11 protein-coding genes are annotated in these 15,932 nt (G+C 72.2%); 6 read left to right on the top strand and 5 right to left on the bottom strand.

Annotated elements, in window-relative coordinates; all coding sequences use genetic code 11:
- Positions 1 to 13 precede the first annotated feature (13 nt).
- From infB to ACTMTU_RS28665, 6 genes are all read left to right on the top strand, one after another.
- Entirely contained in the window at positions 14 to 3,106 is a 3,093-nt protein-coding gene (infB, locus tag ACTMTU_RS28690; protein WP_441266358.1) for a translation initiation factor IF-2, read from the top strand.
- A 178-nt stretch (positions 3,107 to 3,284) separates the two neighbouring features.
- Positions 3,285 to 3,578: a DUF503 domain-containing protein gene (locus ACTMTU_RS28685; protein ID WP_005311234.1), complete on the top strand. Its 294-nt coding sequence runs from the start codon at positions 3,285 to 3,287 to the stop codon at positions 3,576 to 3,578.
- 27 nt (positions 3,579 to 3,605) lie between these two features.
- Positions 3,606 to 4,049, top strand: a complete 444-nt coding sequence (gene rbfA / locus ACTMTU_RS28680) for a 30S ribosome-binding factor RbfA (RefSeq protein WP_100109456.1) — start codon at positions 3,606 to 3,608, stop codon at positions 4,047 to 4,049.
- Positions 4,046 to 4,945 carry a tRNA pseudouridine(55) synthase TruB gene (gene truB / locus ACTMTU_RS28675; protein ID WP_441266357.1) on the top strand — a complete coding sequence of 300 codons (900 nt, stop codon included), beginning with the start codon at positions 4,046 to 4,048 and terminating at the stop codon, positions 4,943 to 4,945. The genes rbfA and truB overlap by 4 nt, the downstream gene beginning before the upstream one ends.
- A 268-nt stretch (positions 4,946 to 5,213) precedes the next feature.
- Positions 5,214 to 8,945, top strand: a complete 3,732-nt coding sequence (locus ACTMTU_RS28670) for a trypsin-like peptidase domain-containing protein (protein ID WP_441266356.1) — start codon at positions 5,214 to 5,216, stop codon at positions 8,943 to 8,945.
- 41 nt (positions 8,946 to 8,986) lie between these two features.
- Positions 8,987 to 9,943: a bifunctional riboflavin kinase/FAD synthetase gene (locus ACTMTU_RS28665; protein WP_307708569.1), complete on the top strand. Its 957-nt coding sequence runs from the start codon at positions 8,987 to 8,989 to the stop codon at positions 9,941 to 9,943.
- 80 nt (positions 9,944 to 10,023) lie between these two features.
- Here the strand turns inward: ACTMTU_RS28665 and ACTMTU_RS28660 are convergent, their stop codons facing one another.
- The 5 genes from ACTMTU_RS28660 to ACTMTU_RS28640 are packed head-to-tail and all read right to left on the bottom strand — an operon-like array spanning position 10,024 to position 15,885.
- Positions 10,024 to 11,007, bottom strand: coding sequence for an ABC transporter ATP-binding protein (locus tag ACTMTU_RS28660; protein WP_441266355.1), 984 nt, complete (start codon positions 11,005 to 11,007; stop codon positions 10,024 to 10,026).
- 14 nt (positions 11,008 to 11,021) lie between these two features.
- Positions 11,022 to 11,993, bottom strand: coding sequence for an ABC transporter ATP-binding protein (locus ACTMTU_RS28655; RefSeq protein ID WP_441266354.1), 972 nt, complete (start codon positions 11,991 to 11,993; stop codon positions 11,022 to 11,024).
- Positions 11,990 to 12,952 (bottom strand): ABC transporter permease, encoded by a 963-nt coding sequence (locus tag ACTMTU_RS28650; RefSeq protein ID WP_441266353.1) that lies wholly within the window; start codon positions 12,950 to 12,952, stop codon positions 11,990 to 11,992. Before ACTMTU_RS28650 ends, ACTMTU_RS28655 begins: the two co-directional genes overlap by 4 nt.
- Positions 12,949 to 13,998 (bottom strand): ABC transporter permease, encoded by a 1,050-nt coding sequence (locus ACTMTU_RS28645; RefSeq protein WP_441266352.1) that lies wholly within the window; start codon positions 13,996 to 13,998, stop codon positions 12,949 to 12,951. Before ACTMTU_RS28645 ends, ACTMTU_RS28650 begins: the two co-directional genes overlap by 4 nt.
- A gap of 3 nt (positions 13,999 to 14,001) precedes the next feature.
- Positions 14,002 to 15,885: an ABC transporter substrate-binding protein gene (locus ACTMTU_RS28640; protein ID WP_441266351.1), complete on the bottom strand. Its 1,884-nt coding sequence runs from the start codon at positions 15,883 to 15,885 to the stop codon at positions 14,002 to 14,004.
- Between the last annotated feature and the right edge of the window lie 47 nt (positions 15,886 to 15,932).

Below are 15,932 nucleotides of genomic sequence, written 5' to 3'. Positions count from 1 at the left end.
TAAAAGGAGCGAAGTGGCTAAGGTCCGGGTATACGAACTCGCCAAGGAGTTCGGCGTAGAGAGCAAGGTCGTCATGGCCAAGCTCCAAGAACTCGGTGAATTCGTCCGTTCGGCGTCCTCGACGATCGAGGCGCCGGTTGTACGCAAACTGACTGATGCACTGCAGGGGCCCGGCGGCAACGCCGGCAAGTCCGCTGCGAAGCCCGGCGCGCCCCGCAAGGCGACGCCTTCGAAGCCTGCCGCGCCCTCGGCGCAGGCGGGACGTTCTGCTGCCCCCAAGCCCGGCGCACCGGCCCCCAAGCCGGCCCCGGCGAGCAGCACCCCCTCCTCCGCGGCCCCGGCTCCGGGACCGCGTCCGACACCGGGTCCCAAGCCCGCGCCGGCCAAGCCCGCCCCGGCGGCTCCGGTGCCCGCTGCCGAGTTCTCGGCCCCGGCTCCGGCCCAGCCCGCCGCACCGCAGGCCCCGCGTCCCGCGGGTGCCACGCCCGGTCCGCGCCCCGCCCGTCCGGCTCCGGCCGGCGGACAGCGTGACGGCGGTCAGCGTGACGGCGGCCGTGGCGGCGAGCGTCCGGCGCGTCCCGCCGGCGGCCAGGGCGCCCCGCGTCCCGGTGGTCGTCCGGCCGGTCCCCGTCCGGGCAACAACCCGTTCACGTCCGGTGGCTCCACCGGCATGGCGCGTCCGCAGGCGCCCCGTCCGGGTGGCGCACGTCCCGGCCCCGGTGGCCCCGGCGGCGCCGTTCCCGGCGCTCCGCGTCCGCAGGGCGGCCCCGGTGGCGCCCCGCGTCCGCAGGGCCAGGGCGGTGCCCGCCCGACCCCCGGCGGTATGCCTCGTCCGCAGGCCCCGCGTGCCGGTGCTCCCGGTGGCGCGCCCGGCGGTAACCGTCCGAACCCCGGCATGATGCCGCAGCGTCCTGCTGCCGGTCCCCGTCCTGGTGGCGGCCCCGGTGGCGGCGGTCGCGGTCCCGGCACGGGCGGCGCAGGCCGTCCCGGCGGTGCCGGTCGTCCCGGTGGCGGCGGCGGCTTCGCCGGTCGTCCCGGCGGTGGCGGCGGCGGTCGTCCCGGTGGCGGCGGCGGCTTCGCCGGTCGTCCCGGCGGCGGTGGCCCCGGCGGCGGTGGCGGCGGCTTCGGCGGTCGTCCCGGCTTCGGTGGCCGTCCCGGCGGTCCCGGTGGCCGTGGTGGCACGCAGGGCGCCTTCGGCCGTCCCGGCGGCCCGGCCCGTCGTGGCCGTAAGTCGAAGCGGCAGAGGCGCCAGGAGTACGAGGCCATGCAGGCCCCGTCGGTCGGCGGTGTGATGCTGCCTCGCGGCAACGGCGAGACCGTTCGCCTGTCGCGCGGTGCGTCCCTCACCGACTTCGCGGAGAAGATCAACGCCAACCCGGCGTCGCTCGTCGCCGTGATGATGAACCTCGGCGAGATGGTCACTGCCACGCAGTCCGTCTCCGACGAGACCCTTCAGCTCCTCGCCGACGAGATGAACTACACCGTTCAGATCGTCAGCCCGGAGGAAGAGGACCGCGAGCTTCTCGAGTCCTTCTCCATCGAGTTCGGTGAGGACGAGGGCGGCGAGGAGATGCTCGTCTCCCGTCCGCCGGTCGTGACCGTCATGGGTCACGTCGACCACGGTAAGACCAGGCTGCTGGACGCCATCCGCAAGACGAACGTCGTCGCGGGTGAGGCCGGCGGTATCACGCAGCACATCGGTGCGTACCAGGTCGCCACCGAGGTCAACGGCGAAGAGCGCGCCATCACCTTCATCGACACCCCGGGTCACGAGGCGTTCACCGCCATGCGTGCCCGTGGTGCGAAGTCCACCGACATCGCGATCCTCGTGGTGGCGGCGAACGACGGTGTGATGCCGCAGACGATCGAGGCGCTGAACCACGCCAAGGCGGCCGACGTGCCGATCGTGGTCGCGGTCAACAAGATCGACGTCGAGGGCGCCGACCCGACCAAGGTGCGCGGTCAGCTCACCGAGTTCGGTCTGGTGGCCGAGGAGTACGGCGGCGACACCATGTTCGTCGACATCTCCGCCAAGCAGGGTCTCAACATCGACTCCCTGCTGGAGGCCGTGGTCCTGACCGCGGACGCCTCGCTCGACCTGCGGGCCAACGCCGAGCAGGACGCGCAGGGTATTGCGATCGAGGCCCACCTCGACCGTGGCCGCGGCGCCGTCGCGACCGTCCTGGTCCAGCGAGGCACGCTGCGCGTCGGTGACACGATGGTCGCCGGTGACGCGTACGGCCGTGTCCGCGCGATGCTCGACGACAAGGGCGAGAACGTGGAAGAGGCGGGTCCGTCGACCCCGGTCCTCGTCCTCGGTCTCACCAACGTCCCGGGCGCCGGCGACAACTTCCTGGTCGTCGACGAGGACCGTACGGCCCGTCAGATCGCCGAGAAGCGTGCCGCCCGTGAGCGCAACGCCGCGTTCGCCAAGCGCACCCGCCGGGTGTCCCTCGAGGACCTCGACAAGGTGCTCAAGGCGGGCGAGGTCCAGCAGCTCAACCTCATCATCAAGGGCGACGCGTCCGGTTCGGTGGAGGCTCTCGAGTCCTCGCTGCTCCAGCTCGACGTCGGCGAAGAGGTCGACATCCGGGTGCTGCACCGCGGTGTCGGTGCGGTCACCGAGTCGGACATCGACCTGGCGATGGGCTCCGACGCCATCGTCATCGGCTTCAACGTCCGCGCGGCCGGCCGTGCCTCGCAGATGGCGGAGCGCGAGGGCGTCGACGTCCGGTACTACTCGGTGATCTACCAGGCCATCGAGGAGATCGAGGCGGCCCTCAAGGGCATGCTCAAGCCGGAGTACGAAGAGGTCGAGCTCGGTACGGCGGAGATCCGCGAGGTCTTCCGCTCGTCCAAGCTGGGCAACATCGCGGGTGTCCTCATCCGTTCCGGCGAGGTCAAGCGCAACACCAAGGCACGCCTCATCCGCGACGGCAAGGTCATCGCGGAGAGCCTCAACATCGAGGGTCTGCGTCGCTTCAAGGACGACGTCACCGAGATCCGCGAAGGCTTCGAGGGTGGTATCAACCTCGGAAACTTCAACGACATCAAGGTCGACGACGTCATCGCGACGTACGAGATGCGCGAGAAGCCGCGCGGCTGACGCACGGCGCTCGTCCGGGGCCGGTCGGCGGAAGTATTTCCGTCGATCGGCCCCGGCCGTTGCGTGTACGGTTTGGGTGTCCCTGCCAAGTACGGCGGGGACCCGACCGTGCCGGTCCGGCGGGAAGCCCTGGACCCCCGGCACGACGAACCCGGACCGGCGGGACATCCGGACATACATGTATGTGGGGACACTGTCCTTCGATCTGCTTCTCGGCGACGTACGGTCGCTGAAGGAGAAGCGCTCCGTGGTCCGACCGATCGTCGCCGAGCTCCAGCGGAAATACGCGGTGAGCGCGGCGGAGGTGAGCGGCCAGGACCTCTACCGGCGGGCCGAGATCGGCCTCGCCGTGGTGTCCGGGGACACAGGGCACCTCACGGACGTACTCGACCGGTGCGAGCGCCTCGTCGCCGCCCGGCCGGAGGTGGAGCTGCTGTCGGTACGACGCAGACTCCACAGCGACGAAGACTGAATGCAAGGCAAAGAAGGAGACGGACCAGTGGCCGACAACGCGCGGGCGAAAAAGCTGGCAGACCTCATCCGGGAGGTGGTCGCGGAGAAGCTGCAGCGTGGCATCAAGGACCCCCGCCTGGGTTCGCACGTGACCATCACGGACACCCGCGTCACCGGTGACCTGCGGGAGGCCACGGTCTTCTACACGGTCTACGGCGACGACGAGGACAGGGCCAGTGCCGCTGCGGGCCTGCAGAGCGCCAAGGGCATCCTGCGCTCGGCGGTCGGCGCGGCGGCCGGTACCAAGTTCACGCCGACCCTCACCTTCGTGGCCGACGCGCTCCCCGAGAACGCCAAGACGATCGAGGACCTCCTCGACAAGGCGCGCGCCTCGGACGCCAAGGTCCGCGAGGTGTCCTCCGGCGCCACGTACGCCGGTGAGGCCGACCCGTACCGCAAGCCCGAGGACGAGGACGAAGCCTCGGAATGACGCAGCGCACCGTCACGCCCGACGGACTTGTCATCGTCGACAAGCCGTCGGGCTTCACTTCGCACGACGTCGTCGCCAAGATGCGCGGGATCGCCAGGACCCGGCGCGTCGGACACGCGGGGACGCTCGATCCCATGGCCACGGGGGTACTGGTGCTGGGTGTCGAGAAGGCCACCAAGCTTCTCGGGCACCTCGCCCTGACCGAGAAGGAGTACCTCGGCACCATCAGGCTGGGCCAGGACACCGTCACGGACGACGCCGAGGGCGAGGTCACCTCCTCCACCGACGCCTCCGCCGTCACACGTGAGGCCATCGACGCGGGTGTCGCCGGCCTCACCGGCGACATCATGCAGGTGCCGTCCAAGGTCAGCGCCATCAAGATCGACGGAAAGCGGTCGTACGCGCGGGTCCGCGGCGGCGAGGAGTTCGACATCCCGGCCCGTCCGGTGACCGTCTCCTCCTTCCGTGTCTACGACGTCCGCCCGACGACCACGGAGGACGGCCTGCCCGTCGTCGACCTGGTCGTGTCCGTGGTCTGTTCCTCCGGCACCTACATCCGGGCGCTCGCCCGCGATCTCGGTGCCGTGCTCGGAGTGGGCGGACACCTGACGGCGCTGCGGCGCACCCGGGTCGGCCCGTACGGCCTGGACGCGGCGAAGACCCTCGACCAGCTCCAGGAGGAGCTGACCGTAATGCCGATCGCCGAGGCGGCGGCCGCCGCGTTCCCCCGGTGGGACGTGGACGAGCGGCGGGCCAAGCTGCTCACCAACGGCGTGCGGCTGGACATGCCGGCCCACGACCGCGCTCCGGTGGCCGTCTTCGGGCCCGACGGACGCTTCCTGGCCCTCGTGGAGGAGCAGAACGGCAAGGCGAAGAGCCTGGCCGTCTTCGGCTGACCCGAGCGTGTGACGGTCCTGGGCCGGACCGAGGCTGCCGGCGTCCTGTCGTGGGCGTCGCTTCTTCGGGGGCTCGATTCGTCGTGGGGCGGACGGCTTCGCCGTCCGCCCCACGATCCCCCCTCGATTCCCCCGCACAGTGTCTATCCACCCAGGCCCCTGGATTCACCCCTTCGAGCAGGCGCTCGGAGTGAACCGGGGTGCACTGGGGGGCGCGTTCGAGATCCGCGCTTCTCTTCTTGATCATCGTCTGCCTAACGTCGTCCGTATGGGACGCGCTGACCTGGCAACTTTGGTACGGATCTGCGATCCGGCCGGTCGGCCGTACGGCACCGGCTTCGTCGCCGACGACCTCGGCACGGTCGTGACCGGGCATGACGTGGTCCATGGCCTTCCCCGGCCCGTCGTCCGGCCCCTGGACGGCGGCGGACCCGCGATCGAGGCCGACTCCGTCACCCCGCTGCCCGGCAGTGGCCTCGCCCTCCTGCACACGAGCGGCCTTCGCGTCGTGCCCCTGCCGATCGGGGCGCGCGAACGCGTGGAGCCGGGCACATACGTGCGCCTCGTGGCGGGCGGCTGGCGTGAGGCGCGCGTACTCGCCACCACTCACGGCGTCCTGGAGCTCGCCATCGGCACGGACGGCAGCGACGCCCTGCGCCTCGTGGGCGGAGCCACCGGCGGGCCGGTGCTCGACGCGGCGACCGGGGCGGTCCTCGGCGTGCTCGCCGCCCCACCGCCTCCGGGCACGGCCACCTCCGGCGTGCTCGCGCACCCCTTGGGCACCGCACGCTCCGAGCCGCACGCCGAGCTCCTGCGCAGGAACGCCGCCACCGCGCCCGCGTACGGACCGGACCTCAACCTGGCCGCGGTACTGGAGCTGACCGCGACTTCGCTCGCCCAGGCCGCCGGTCCGGACGTATGGCCGGAGCCCGTGCCGCGGCCCGACATCGCGGAGGAGTTCGCGGCGTTCACCGCGAACGACGGTGCGGCTCTGGTCCTCGGACTGGCCGGCGCACCCGGCACGGGCCGTACGGCGGAGCTGCGCGCGCTCGCCGCACGCCGCGCCCAGGGGCCGCGGCCCGCGCCCACGCTGTGGCTGCGCGGCGCCGACGTCCGGGCCGGCGACACCAGCCTCGCCGACGCCGTGGCCCGCGCGCTGCGCGGGGCCGCCCGCATCGTCGCCGTACCGGAGCAGGCGGACGGCCGCGAACGCGGGGCGAGCGCGGAGCGGGTGGCGCGCCTGGCCGCCGAGGCGGGCCGGCCGCTGCTCGTCGTCCTCGACGGCTTGGAGGAGATGCCGCTCGCGACGGCGACGGCCCTGCCGGGCTGGACGGCGGCCACCGTGGCGTGGCTGGCCGCCTTCGGCACCCGGCTGGTCGTGGCATGCCGTCCGGAGCACTGGGAGCAGGCCGGGGCGCTCTACCCGCCGTACCTGCTGCACCGCCCGGTCGGGGCGGCGCAAGGGGCTTCGGCGGCGCAGGCGTGGCGGGGCCCTGCCGCACAGGCGGCAGGGCCGGCACACGCGGCCCGTACAGCTCATGCGGCACACGCGGCGCAGGCAGCACACGCGGACCCAACGGCGCACGCAGCTCGCACCGCACACGCACCACATGCGGCGAAGGCAACCCGAGCGGTCCAGGCCCCCGCCGCCCGGGCAGCGGAGGCAGCACACGCGGCGCACGCAGCGCCGCTGACCGCGGGCGCGGCGGAACGCACGGTGCCGGGGCCCCGCTTGCCGGTCGTGGTCCCGCCGCCGCTCGCCGTGGGACCGGGCTGTCCCGGCCCCGGTGTCCGGGACCCGCAGCCGCCGCCCGCCGTGCGTCTCGGCGACCTGACCCCCGACCAGGCCCGATCGGCGCGGCAGAGGTACGGGCTCGGGCCCGGCAGCGTGGCTGCCGGTGACGAGCGGCATCCGCTCGTGCTGAGGCTCCTCTCGGAGGTGCACCGTGCCCTGCCCGGCGCCGTGCCCGGCACACCGGGGCGGGACGACGTCTTCGGCGCCTACCTCGACCTCGTCTCCCTGCGGATCGCGGTACGCATCGCCGCCGCGGCCGGGTCCCCGCCCCGGGGCGCCGCCGTCCGCCGGCTCGCCGCCCGGGTGGCCGGGAGGGTGCACGAGGCCGCTCGGCGCTGCCTGGGGACAGGTCACGGCCAACTGGACCGTGCCTCGTTCGAGGAGCTGTTCCCCTGGGCGGGCGGCTGGGCGTCGGCGGTCCTCACGGAGACCCTGCTCGTCGCGGCGGGCAACGGCTACCGCTTCGCCCATGAGGGGCTCGCCGACTGGATCCAGGGAGCGCATCTCGACGTCGACGCGGCGCTCCACTCGCTCGTCCACCGCCGCGAGCACGACGGGCCGGGTGAGGACGGCCCGCCGCCCGTGCCCCGCCATCGCATGGGTCCCGTCGCCCAGGCCCTGCTGCACCTCGGCCGGGAGCGCGGTGCACACCGACTGGCGCACCGGCTCGCCGAACTGGCCGACGTGGTCCATGACGACGCCCACGGCCGGCGGGACCCGGATGCTCGCTGGTGGGCCTCCAGGCTGCTGCACGAGGTGCTCGGCCGGGTGCCGGACGCCGAGCCGTGCCTCGCCGTCCTGCAACGGCTGGCGGAACGGCCGGGAGACGACTTCGGGCCCGCCTTCTGGGCCGGGCTGCGGCTCGGGGACCCGGCGAGGTTCGACCTCCTGCGGCGGCTCCTGCCCCGCGATCCCTCCCCGCCGAGCGGCACCGCCACCCCCCACTTCCTGGAGCTCGCCGACGCGCGGCTGGCGGCCGACCCCGCGGCCGTGCAGCCGCTGCTGTGCCGGTGGTTCGACGACGACACGCCGCTCACTCCGGGACCCGGCGCGACGGTGCGCCCCACGGTCGGCGCTGCCGCACAGGCGCTGCTCTACGCCCGCCGGGACCTCGCGCCCGACGATCTCGCCGAAGCCCTCGCGGACACCTCCCACCCCCGCGCCTGCGAGCTTCTCCGTGCGCTCGCGGAGGACGAACCGTCCGCGATGTGCCGGGCCGTGGACCGCTGGGCCCGCGACCCGCGGCCCGGGCGACGGACGGCAGCCGCCACCTACGGGCCGCTCATCGCGGCCGGGTCCGTCGGCGACACCGACCGGGAACTGCTGCGGCGGGCCGCCCGCGCCCTGCTCGCCGGCACCCGGGGCGCGCACGGCCCCGCACTCACCCTGCTGGTCCGCGACCCGGTGAGCCGCGACCGGCATCTGCCGCGGGCCCTCGAGCTCTTCGCCGCCGGCGACCCGTGCCTGCCCGCCGACGCCCTCACCGACGCGCTGACGACCCATCCCGGACCGGTGCTCGCCGCCTTCCGGAGCCGGCTGCTGAGGCCGGACACCTCCGCCCGAGCGGGAGAGACGCTCGCCGCGCTCGCCGATGCCGCCACCACCCCGGCCGTGGCCCGCCGGGCGGCCGCCCTCGTATGCGAGTACGTCGACCACCGCCCGGACGGCGCGGTGCACGCCGCCGCCTACGTCCACCGCCGCCTCGAGCACGGACCGGACGGGCGGGACGTACTGTTCCCGCTCGTCACCCACCTCGTCCGCGGCCGCCCGGCCCGGGTGCGCGGCGCCCTCGCGCCCGTGCTCGCCGCGGCCGGGGCTCCCGCCTCCCGCCCGCTGCGCGCGGAGCTTCTGGAGGTCCTGCTGCGGTACGAGCAGTACGAGGCCCGCGACCTCACCGTCCTCGACGACCTGCTGCGCGCCGCCGCGCACGGCTGCGGGACGCGCGAGGAGGAACGGACCCGGTCGCTGGTCCACCGGACGGGCCTGCTGCTCGTCCGCACCCCCAAAGGCGCGGCGTGCCTCGACCGGAGGCTCACCGAGCTGGCCCGCGAGGTGCCTGCCTTCGCCGTGCTCATGGCACGCTGGCCGGTCGCGGATCCGGAGCAATGGGCCGCGGTGGAGGCCTGCCGGGCTCTCGGGATACGGGGGAGTCCGGTGCCGATGCCGACCCCGGCCGCCGGGCATGGCAGTCTTAGACCTGCGTAATCGGCAATCACGTACACAGGTTCGGGCGAGGAGCGGTCACAGTGCAGCGCTGGCGTGGCTTGGAGGACATCCCCCAGGACTGGGGACGCAGCGTCGTCACCATCGGCTCCTACGACGGCGTGCACCGCGGACACCAGCTGATCATCGGACGCGCGGTGCAGCGGGCGCGCGAGCTTGGCGTGCCGTCCGTCGTGGTGACCTTCGACCCGCACCCCAGCGAGGTCGTCCGCCCGGGCAGCCATCCGCCGCTGCTCGCACCGCACCACCGCCGTGCGGACCTGATGGCCGAGCTCGGCGTGGACGCGGTGCTCGTCCTGCCCTTCACCGCCGAGTTCTCCAAGCTCTCACCGGCCGACTTCATCGTGAAGGTGCTGGTCGACAAGCTGCACGCGCGGGCGGTCATCGAGGGCCCCAACTTCCGCTTCGGCCACCGGGCGGCGGGCAATGTCTCCTTCCTCGCGGAGATGGGCCGGACGTACGACTACGAGGTCGAGGTCGTCGACCTGTACGTGCGGGGCGAGGCGGGCGGCGGTGAGCCGTTCTCCTCGACCCTCACCCGCCGGCTGATCGCCGAGGGCGACGTCGAGGGGGCCTCCGAGATCCTCGGCCGCCCCCACCGCGTCGAGGGCGTCGTCGTGCGCGGCGCCCAGCGCGGGCGCGAGCTGGGCTTCCCGACGGCCAACGTCGAAACCCTGCCGCACACCGCGGTCCCCGCCGACGGCGTGTACGCGGGCTGGCTGACGGCAGCCGGCGAGCGGATGCCGGCGGCGATCTCGGTGGGCACGAACCCCCAGTTCGACGGCACGGAGCGGACCGTGGAGGCGTACGCGATCGATCGGGTGGGACTCGAGCTGTACGGGCTTCACGTCACGGTGGACTTCCTGGCGTACGTACGCGGCCAGGAGAAGTTCGACACCATCGACTCGCTGCTCGTGGCGATGGCGGACGACGTGAAGAAGTGCCGCGAGCTCACAGCGTCGTACGACGCCGGTCACTGACCTGACCCGACCCGCCGCAGGCCGGCCACCTCGGGCCGGCCTGGGCGATGCAGCCCCGGGCCGGCCCCGGCGAACGAGCCTCAGTCGGCCGCCGTCGCCCAGTGACACGCCACCTGCGGTCCGGGCGCGTTCGCCAGGACCGGCAGCTCCCGCGACCGGCACAGGTCGGCCACGCCGGCACGGGCCGCCTCGCCCGACGCCAGGACCTGGCAGCGGGCGTGGAAGCGGCAGCCCTCCGGGATGCGGGACGGGTCCGGCGGTTCGCCGGTGAGTACCACCGGTGCGGACTCCGACTCCGGCAGCACCGACAACAGCGCCTTGGTGTACGGATGCTGAGGTGACGTCAGCACGTCCTCGACGGGTCCCGACTCGACGATCCGCCCGAGATACATCACCGCCACCCGGTCCGCGATGTTCCAGGCGAGGCCCAGGTCGTGCGTCACGACCAGCGCGGAGAGCCCCAGTTCGTCCCGCAGCCGCAGCAGGAGGGCCAGGATCTCGCCGCGTACGGAGGCGTCGAGGGAGGCCACCGGTTCATCGGCGACGATCAGCTCGGGCTCCAGCACCAGGGCGCCCGCGATGACGACGCGCTGCCGCTGGCCGCCCGACAACTCGTGCGGATAGCGGAGGAAGAAGCGCTCCGGCGGGCGCAGTCCGGCCCGGGACAGCGCCTGGGCGACCGCCGCGCGCTCGTCGCCCGCGTAGCCGTGGATCCGCAGACCCTCCGCCACGGCGTCGTACACGGTGTGCCGGGGGTTGAGCGACCCGCTCGGGTCCTGGAGCACCAGCTGCACCCGCTTGCGGTACGCCTTCAGGGCGCGGGAGGCATACCCGAGCGGCTCCCCGCCGAAGGTGACCCGCCCGGAGGTGGGCGGCACGAGGCCGAGGAGGGAACGCGCCAGCGTGGTCTTGCCGCAACCGGACTCGCCGACCAGGGCGACGATCTCGCCCGCGCCGATGTCGAGGTCGACGCCGTCGACGGCCCGGGCGGAGGGCCCGCCGCGGCGGCCGGGGAAGGTGACGTGCAGTCCGGTGGCGGAGAGCAGGGGAGAGGTGGTGGTCATGACGTGCTCCTGTGTCACTGCTGCTTCTCCGCCCCGACCAGCACGCACGCGGCCCGGTGTCCCTGACCCGCCGTGACCAGCTCCTGGTCCTGCTCGGCACACGAGTCGAGGGCGACGGGGCAGCGCGGGTGGAACGTGCAGCCGCCCGGAAGCGACGACGGGTCGGGCGGGTCGCCCGGCAGCCCGCGCGGTGCCCGGCGGGAGGCCGGGTCGCCGATGCGCGGGAACGCCGCGGACAGGGCCCGCCCGTACGGATGTTCCGCCGCGCCGTACACGGCGCGGGCCGGGCCCTCCTCCACGACCCGGCCCGCGTACATCACGGCGAGCCGGTCGCAGGTGTCGGCGAGGACGCCCAGGTCGTGGCTGATCATCAGCAGGCTGATGTCCTGCTCGGCGACCAGCTGCTCGATCAGCCGCAGGATCTGCGCCTGGATCATCACGTCGAGGGCGGTCGTCGGCTCGTCGGCGACGATCAGCTGCGGATCGCACGCCAGAGCCATGGCGATCATCACGCGCTGGCGCTGTCCGCCGGACAGCTCGTGCGGGTACGCGTCCGCCCGGGAGGCCGGCAGCCCGACGTGCTGGAGCAGCTCACCGACACGGCGTCCCGCCTCGGCCGGTGTCGACCTGCGGTGCAGCATGATCGGCTCGGCGATCTGGTCGCCGACGCGGTGCACGGCGTTCAGGGAGTGCATCGCGCCCTGGAAGACGATCGAGGCGCCCGCCCACCGCACGGCGCGCAGCCGGCCCCACTTCATCGTGAGGACGTCCTCGCCGTCGAGCATGATCTCGCCGCTCAGCCGGGCGGAGGCAGGCAGCAGCCGCAGCAGGGCGAGGGCCAGCGTCGACTTGCCGCACCCCGACTCGCCCGCGACACCGAGTTTCTGTCCGGCGCCGAGGGACAGGTCGACACCGCGGACGGCGGGCACGGCGCGCTTCCCCGAGCCGTAGGTCACATGGAGGTTCCTGACCTCGAGCACACTCAACGCGCCACTCCCAGCTTCGGGTTGAGTACGGACTCGATCGCGCGCCCACACAGGGTGAAGGCGAGCGCCACGAGTGCGATGGCGATTCCGGGCGGGGCGAGATACCACCAGTGGCCCGAGGAGACGGCGCCCGCCTCACGCGCGTCCTGGAGCATTCCGCCCCAGGAGACGACGGTCGGGTCACCGAGCCCGAGGAACGCGAGCGTCGCCTCGGTGAGGATGGCGCTGGAGATGCCCAGTGTCGTCTGGGCGAGGACCAGCGGCATCACGTTGGGCAGGACGTGCCGGTTCATGATGTGCCCGTGGCCGCCGCCGAGCGCCTTGGCGCGTTCGATGTAGGGGCGGGACTCGACGGCGATGGTCTGCGCCCGGACGAGCCGCGCCGTGGTGGGCCAGCTCGTGACGCCGATGGCCAGGATGACCGTCCACACGTTGCGGGACATCACGGTCGCGAGCACGATCGCCAGCACCAGTGCCGGCATGACCAGGAACCAGTCCGTGATCCGCATCAGCACGGTGGAGAACCAGCCGCCGTAGTGACCGGCGATGATGCCGACGAGAGTGCCGATGGCGACCGACAGCGCAGCGGCCAGCAGACCCACGGTCAGCGAGATCCGCGCGCCCCACACCAGCAGTCCCAGCAGCGAGCGGCCGAACTGGTCGGTGCCGAGCGGAAATTCGCCGCTGGGCTTCTCCATCGCCGTGCCCGGCGCGTTGGTGACGCTCTGGACGTCGCCCCCGACGAGCAGCGGCGCGGCGAGCGCGATCAGCGCGATGAGTGCCAGCGCGGCGAGACCGAAGAGCCCCGCCCGGTGGCTGCGGTACGAAGTCCAGAAGCGGGCCGCCGAGTGCCGGCGGCGCGCCCACGTCAGGGACCTCGCCGTCGGGACGTTCTTCCCGACCGGGCCGGCCGGGGCGGCGGGAGTGGTCTTCGTCGGCGGCGTCGGTGTCGTCGTCATCGGCCCACCCGGGGATCGAGCAGCGGATACAGAAGGTCGGCGAGGAGGTTCATCACGATCATCGCGCCGGCGAAGACGACGAACAGCCCTTGTACGAGCGGCAGGTCGGGCACGCTGAGCGCCTGGTAGAACAGTCCGCCGAGGCCGGGCCAGGAGAACACCGTCTCGACCAGGATCGAACCGGCGGCCACATGGCCCAGGTTGATGAACACCATGGTGACGGTCGGCAGCAGCGCGTTCGGAACGGCATGCCGGCGCCGTACGACGTCGTCACGCAGGCCCTTGGCCCGTGCCGTCGTCAGGTAGTCGCTGCCCATCTCGTCGAGCAGCGAGGAGCGCATCACCAGAAGCGTCTGCGCATACCCGACGGCGACCAGGGTGAGGACCGGCAGCACCATGTGATGGGCGACGTCGGCCACGTACGCGAAGCCGCTCGCGGTGCCCGACTCCATGCCTCCGGTCGGGAACATCCCCGGGATCGGGCCGAGCCCCACCGAGAAGGTGATGATCAGCAGCAGGCCCAGCCAGAATCCCGGCACCGACCACAGGGTGAGCGCCACGCCCGTGTTGAGCTTGTCGCCGAGGCTGCCGTGCCGCCAGGCGGAGCGGGTGCCCAGCCACAGTCCGATCGCCGAGTAGATGACGACCGCCACACCCGTGAGCAGCAGCGTCGCCGGCACCTTCTGGAGAATCAGCTCGCCGACGGGCGCACGGAACTGGTACGACATCCCCAGATCGCCGCTCAGCGCGCCGGCGCAGTAGTCGGTGAACTGCTGCCACATCGGTTTGTCGAGGCCGAACTGCCGTCTCAACGTGGCCATCTGCTCGGCCGACGTCGGCATGCCATGGGTCATGGCCTTCACCGGGTCGCCGGGGATGATCCGGAACAGGAAGAAGCTGGTGACGAGCACGGCGACGAGCGAGACCGCCGCTCCGCCGAGTTTGCCCGCCACGTAGAGCAGATAGGCGCGTACGTTGCCGCGCGCGGCGCGGGCCTCGGAGGCCCGCGCCACAGCGGTCGTGCCGGTGGTGCTTGTGGTGCTCATCGACTATTCACGGTCTTCCGCGGTGGAACGGCGACGCATCGCGACGAACAGCCCGAGAGCGGCCGCGAGGACGACGACCGCGCCGATGCCGATCACCACACCCGCGGAGGAGCCGCTGTCCGAACCACTGTCGGCCGCGGCCGGCTCCGCCGACCACCAGCTCCAGTAGCCGTCCTGGCCGTAGATGTTGCCGGCCGCTTCCGGCATCGTCTTGATGGACTTGATGTGGTCCGTACGGTACGCCTCGACGGCGTTCGGATACGCGAGGATGTTCATGTAGCCCGTGTCGTACAGCCGCGACTGCATCTGCTTGACCAGGTCGGCGCGCTTGGCCGCGTCGTACTCGACGGCCTGCTTGGCGTAGAGGTCGTCGAACTGCTTGTCGCAGATGAAGTTGTCCGTCGCGCCGGTGTCCTTGGGCGTGGCGGGCAGTGCCGCGCAGGTGTGGATCGACAGGACGAAGTCCGGGTCGGGGTTGACGGACCAGCCGTCGAAGGCCAGGTCGTAGTCGCCCGCGAGCCACGGGTCGGAGACGTTGTCGAGGCACTCCACCTTCAGCCCGATGCCGAGCTCGCCCCACCACTCCTGGAGGTACTTGCCGATCGCCTTGTCGTTCGGGTCCGTCGCATGGCAGAGGATCCGGAAGCCGAGCGGCTTGCCGTCCTTGTCCAGGCGCTTGCCGTCGGCGTTCTTCTTGTATCCGGCCTGGTCCAGAAGCTGGGCCGCCTTGGCCGGGTCGTACGCGATCTTCTGGCTCGTCTCCGGCTTCCAGAAGTACGACTCGAAGCGGGGCGGGATGTAGCCCTCGCCCTCGACGGCGTGGCCCTGGAAGACCTTGTCGACGATGGTGGCGCGGTCGGTGGCGTGGAACAGCGCCTTGCGCACGGCCGGGTCGAGCAGCGCCTTGTGACCGTTGCCGAACTTCTTGCCGTCCTTGGACTGCGCGCCGGGGTTGGTGGCGAGCGCGAAGAAGCGACGGCCGGGAGCGTCGTTGACCTTGATGTTCTCGGCGCTCTTCAGCGCATCGGCCTGGGCCGGGGTCAGGCCCTGGACGAACGACACCTCGCCCTTCTGCAGGGCCGCGACGGCCGCATCACCGTCCTTGTAGTACTTGAAGACCAGCTCGTCGAACTTGGGTGCGCCGCGCCAGAAGTCCTTGTTCGGCTTCAGCTTCAGATACTGGTCGACCTTGAAGTCCGTGATGATGAACGGGCCGTTGCCGACGATCGGGAACTGCTTGTCGTTGTTGAACTTGGAGAAGTCGTCGACCTTCTCCCACACATGCTTCGGGACGATCGGCACATCGAGCGCCGTCATCGTCGCCTGAGGCTTCTTCAGCTCGATGACCAGCGTCTTCGGGTCGGGAGCCGTGACCTTCTTGAAGTTGGCGGTGAAGCTGCCGTTGGCGGTGGCGGCGTTCTCGTCGGTCATCATCTTGTTGAACGTCCAGGCCGCGTCCTCAGCGGTGGCCTGCTTGCCGTCCGACCACTTGGAGTCGTCGCGGATGGTGTACGTCCACGTCAGCTTGTCGGCGGACGGCTCCCACGCGGTGGCGAGCCCCGGGACGGTGTGGCCGTCCTTGACGTCGTAGTTCGTCAGGTAGTCGTAGGCCAGGCGGTGGATGGAGGTGCTCACCAGGCGCTGCGCCAGGAACGGACTCAGCGAGTCGATGCTCTGCGACACCGCGACGGTGAGGACCTGCTTGCCGTCGGCGGCGGCCGCCGCCCGCGCCTGCGACTGCGCGAGTGACCGGTCCTGCGGCTGGGCCTGGGCCTGGGGGGCCACGGCCCCCGCCGTCACCAGTGCCGTGGCCGCGGCGCCAGTGGCCAGGACCAATCGGAAGCGGGGGCGTTGCCGGGTTCTCTTGGGTGAAACCGTTGTGACCATGGACAGTGACCTCGCGTCATTACTCGCACGGAGAGGGCGGGTTGGTG

The sequence above is a fragment of the Streptomyces sp. OZ13 genome (genome assembly GCF_052068155.1).
In the GTDB taxonomy this organism is placed as follows: Bacteria; Actinomycetota; Actinomycetes; order Streptomycetales; family Streptomycetaceae; genus Streptomyces.
Note: the sequence above shows the minus strand (reverse complement) of the source record. Positions and strands in the feature narration are given on the sequence as shown.

Excerpts from the sequence above, each read along its gene's own strand:
- ACTMTU_RS28685 (WP_005311234.1), top strand. The coding sequence starts at position 3,285 with ATGTATGTGGGGACACTGTCCTTCGATCTGCTTCTCGGCGACGTACGG.
- truB (WP_441266357.1), top strand. The coding sequence starts at position 4,046 with ATGACGCAGCGCACCGTCACGCCCGACGGACTTGTCATCGTCGACAAG.
- ACTMTU_RS28670 (WP_441266356.1), top strand. The coding sequence starts at position 5,214 with ATGGGACGCGCTGACCTGGCAACTTTGGTACGGATCTGCGATCCGGCC.
- ACTMTU_RS28660 (WP_441266355.1), bottom strand. The coding sequence starts at position 11,007 with ATGACCACCACCTCTCCCCTGCTCTCCGCCACCGGACTGCACGTCACC.
- ACTMTU_RS28650 (WP_441266353.1), bottom strand. The coding sequence starts at position 12,952 with ATGACGACGACACCGACGCCGCCGACGAAGACCACTCCCGCCGCCCCG.
- ACTMTU_RS28645 (WP_441266352.1), bottom strand. The coding sequence starts at position 13,998 with ATGAGCACCACAAGCACCACCGGCACGACCGCTGTGGCGCGGGCCTCC.
- ACTMTU_RS28640 (WP_441266351.1), bottom strand. The coding sequence starts at position 15,885 with ATGGTCACAACGGTTTCACCCAAGAGAACCCGGCAACGCCCCCGCTTC.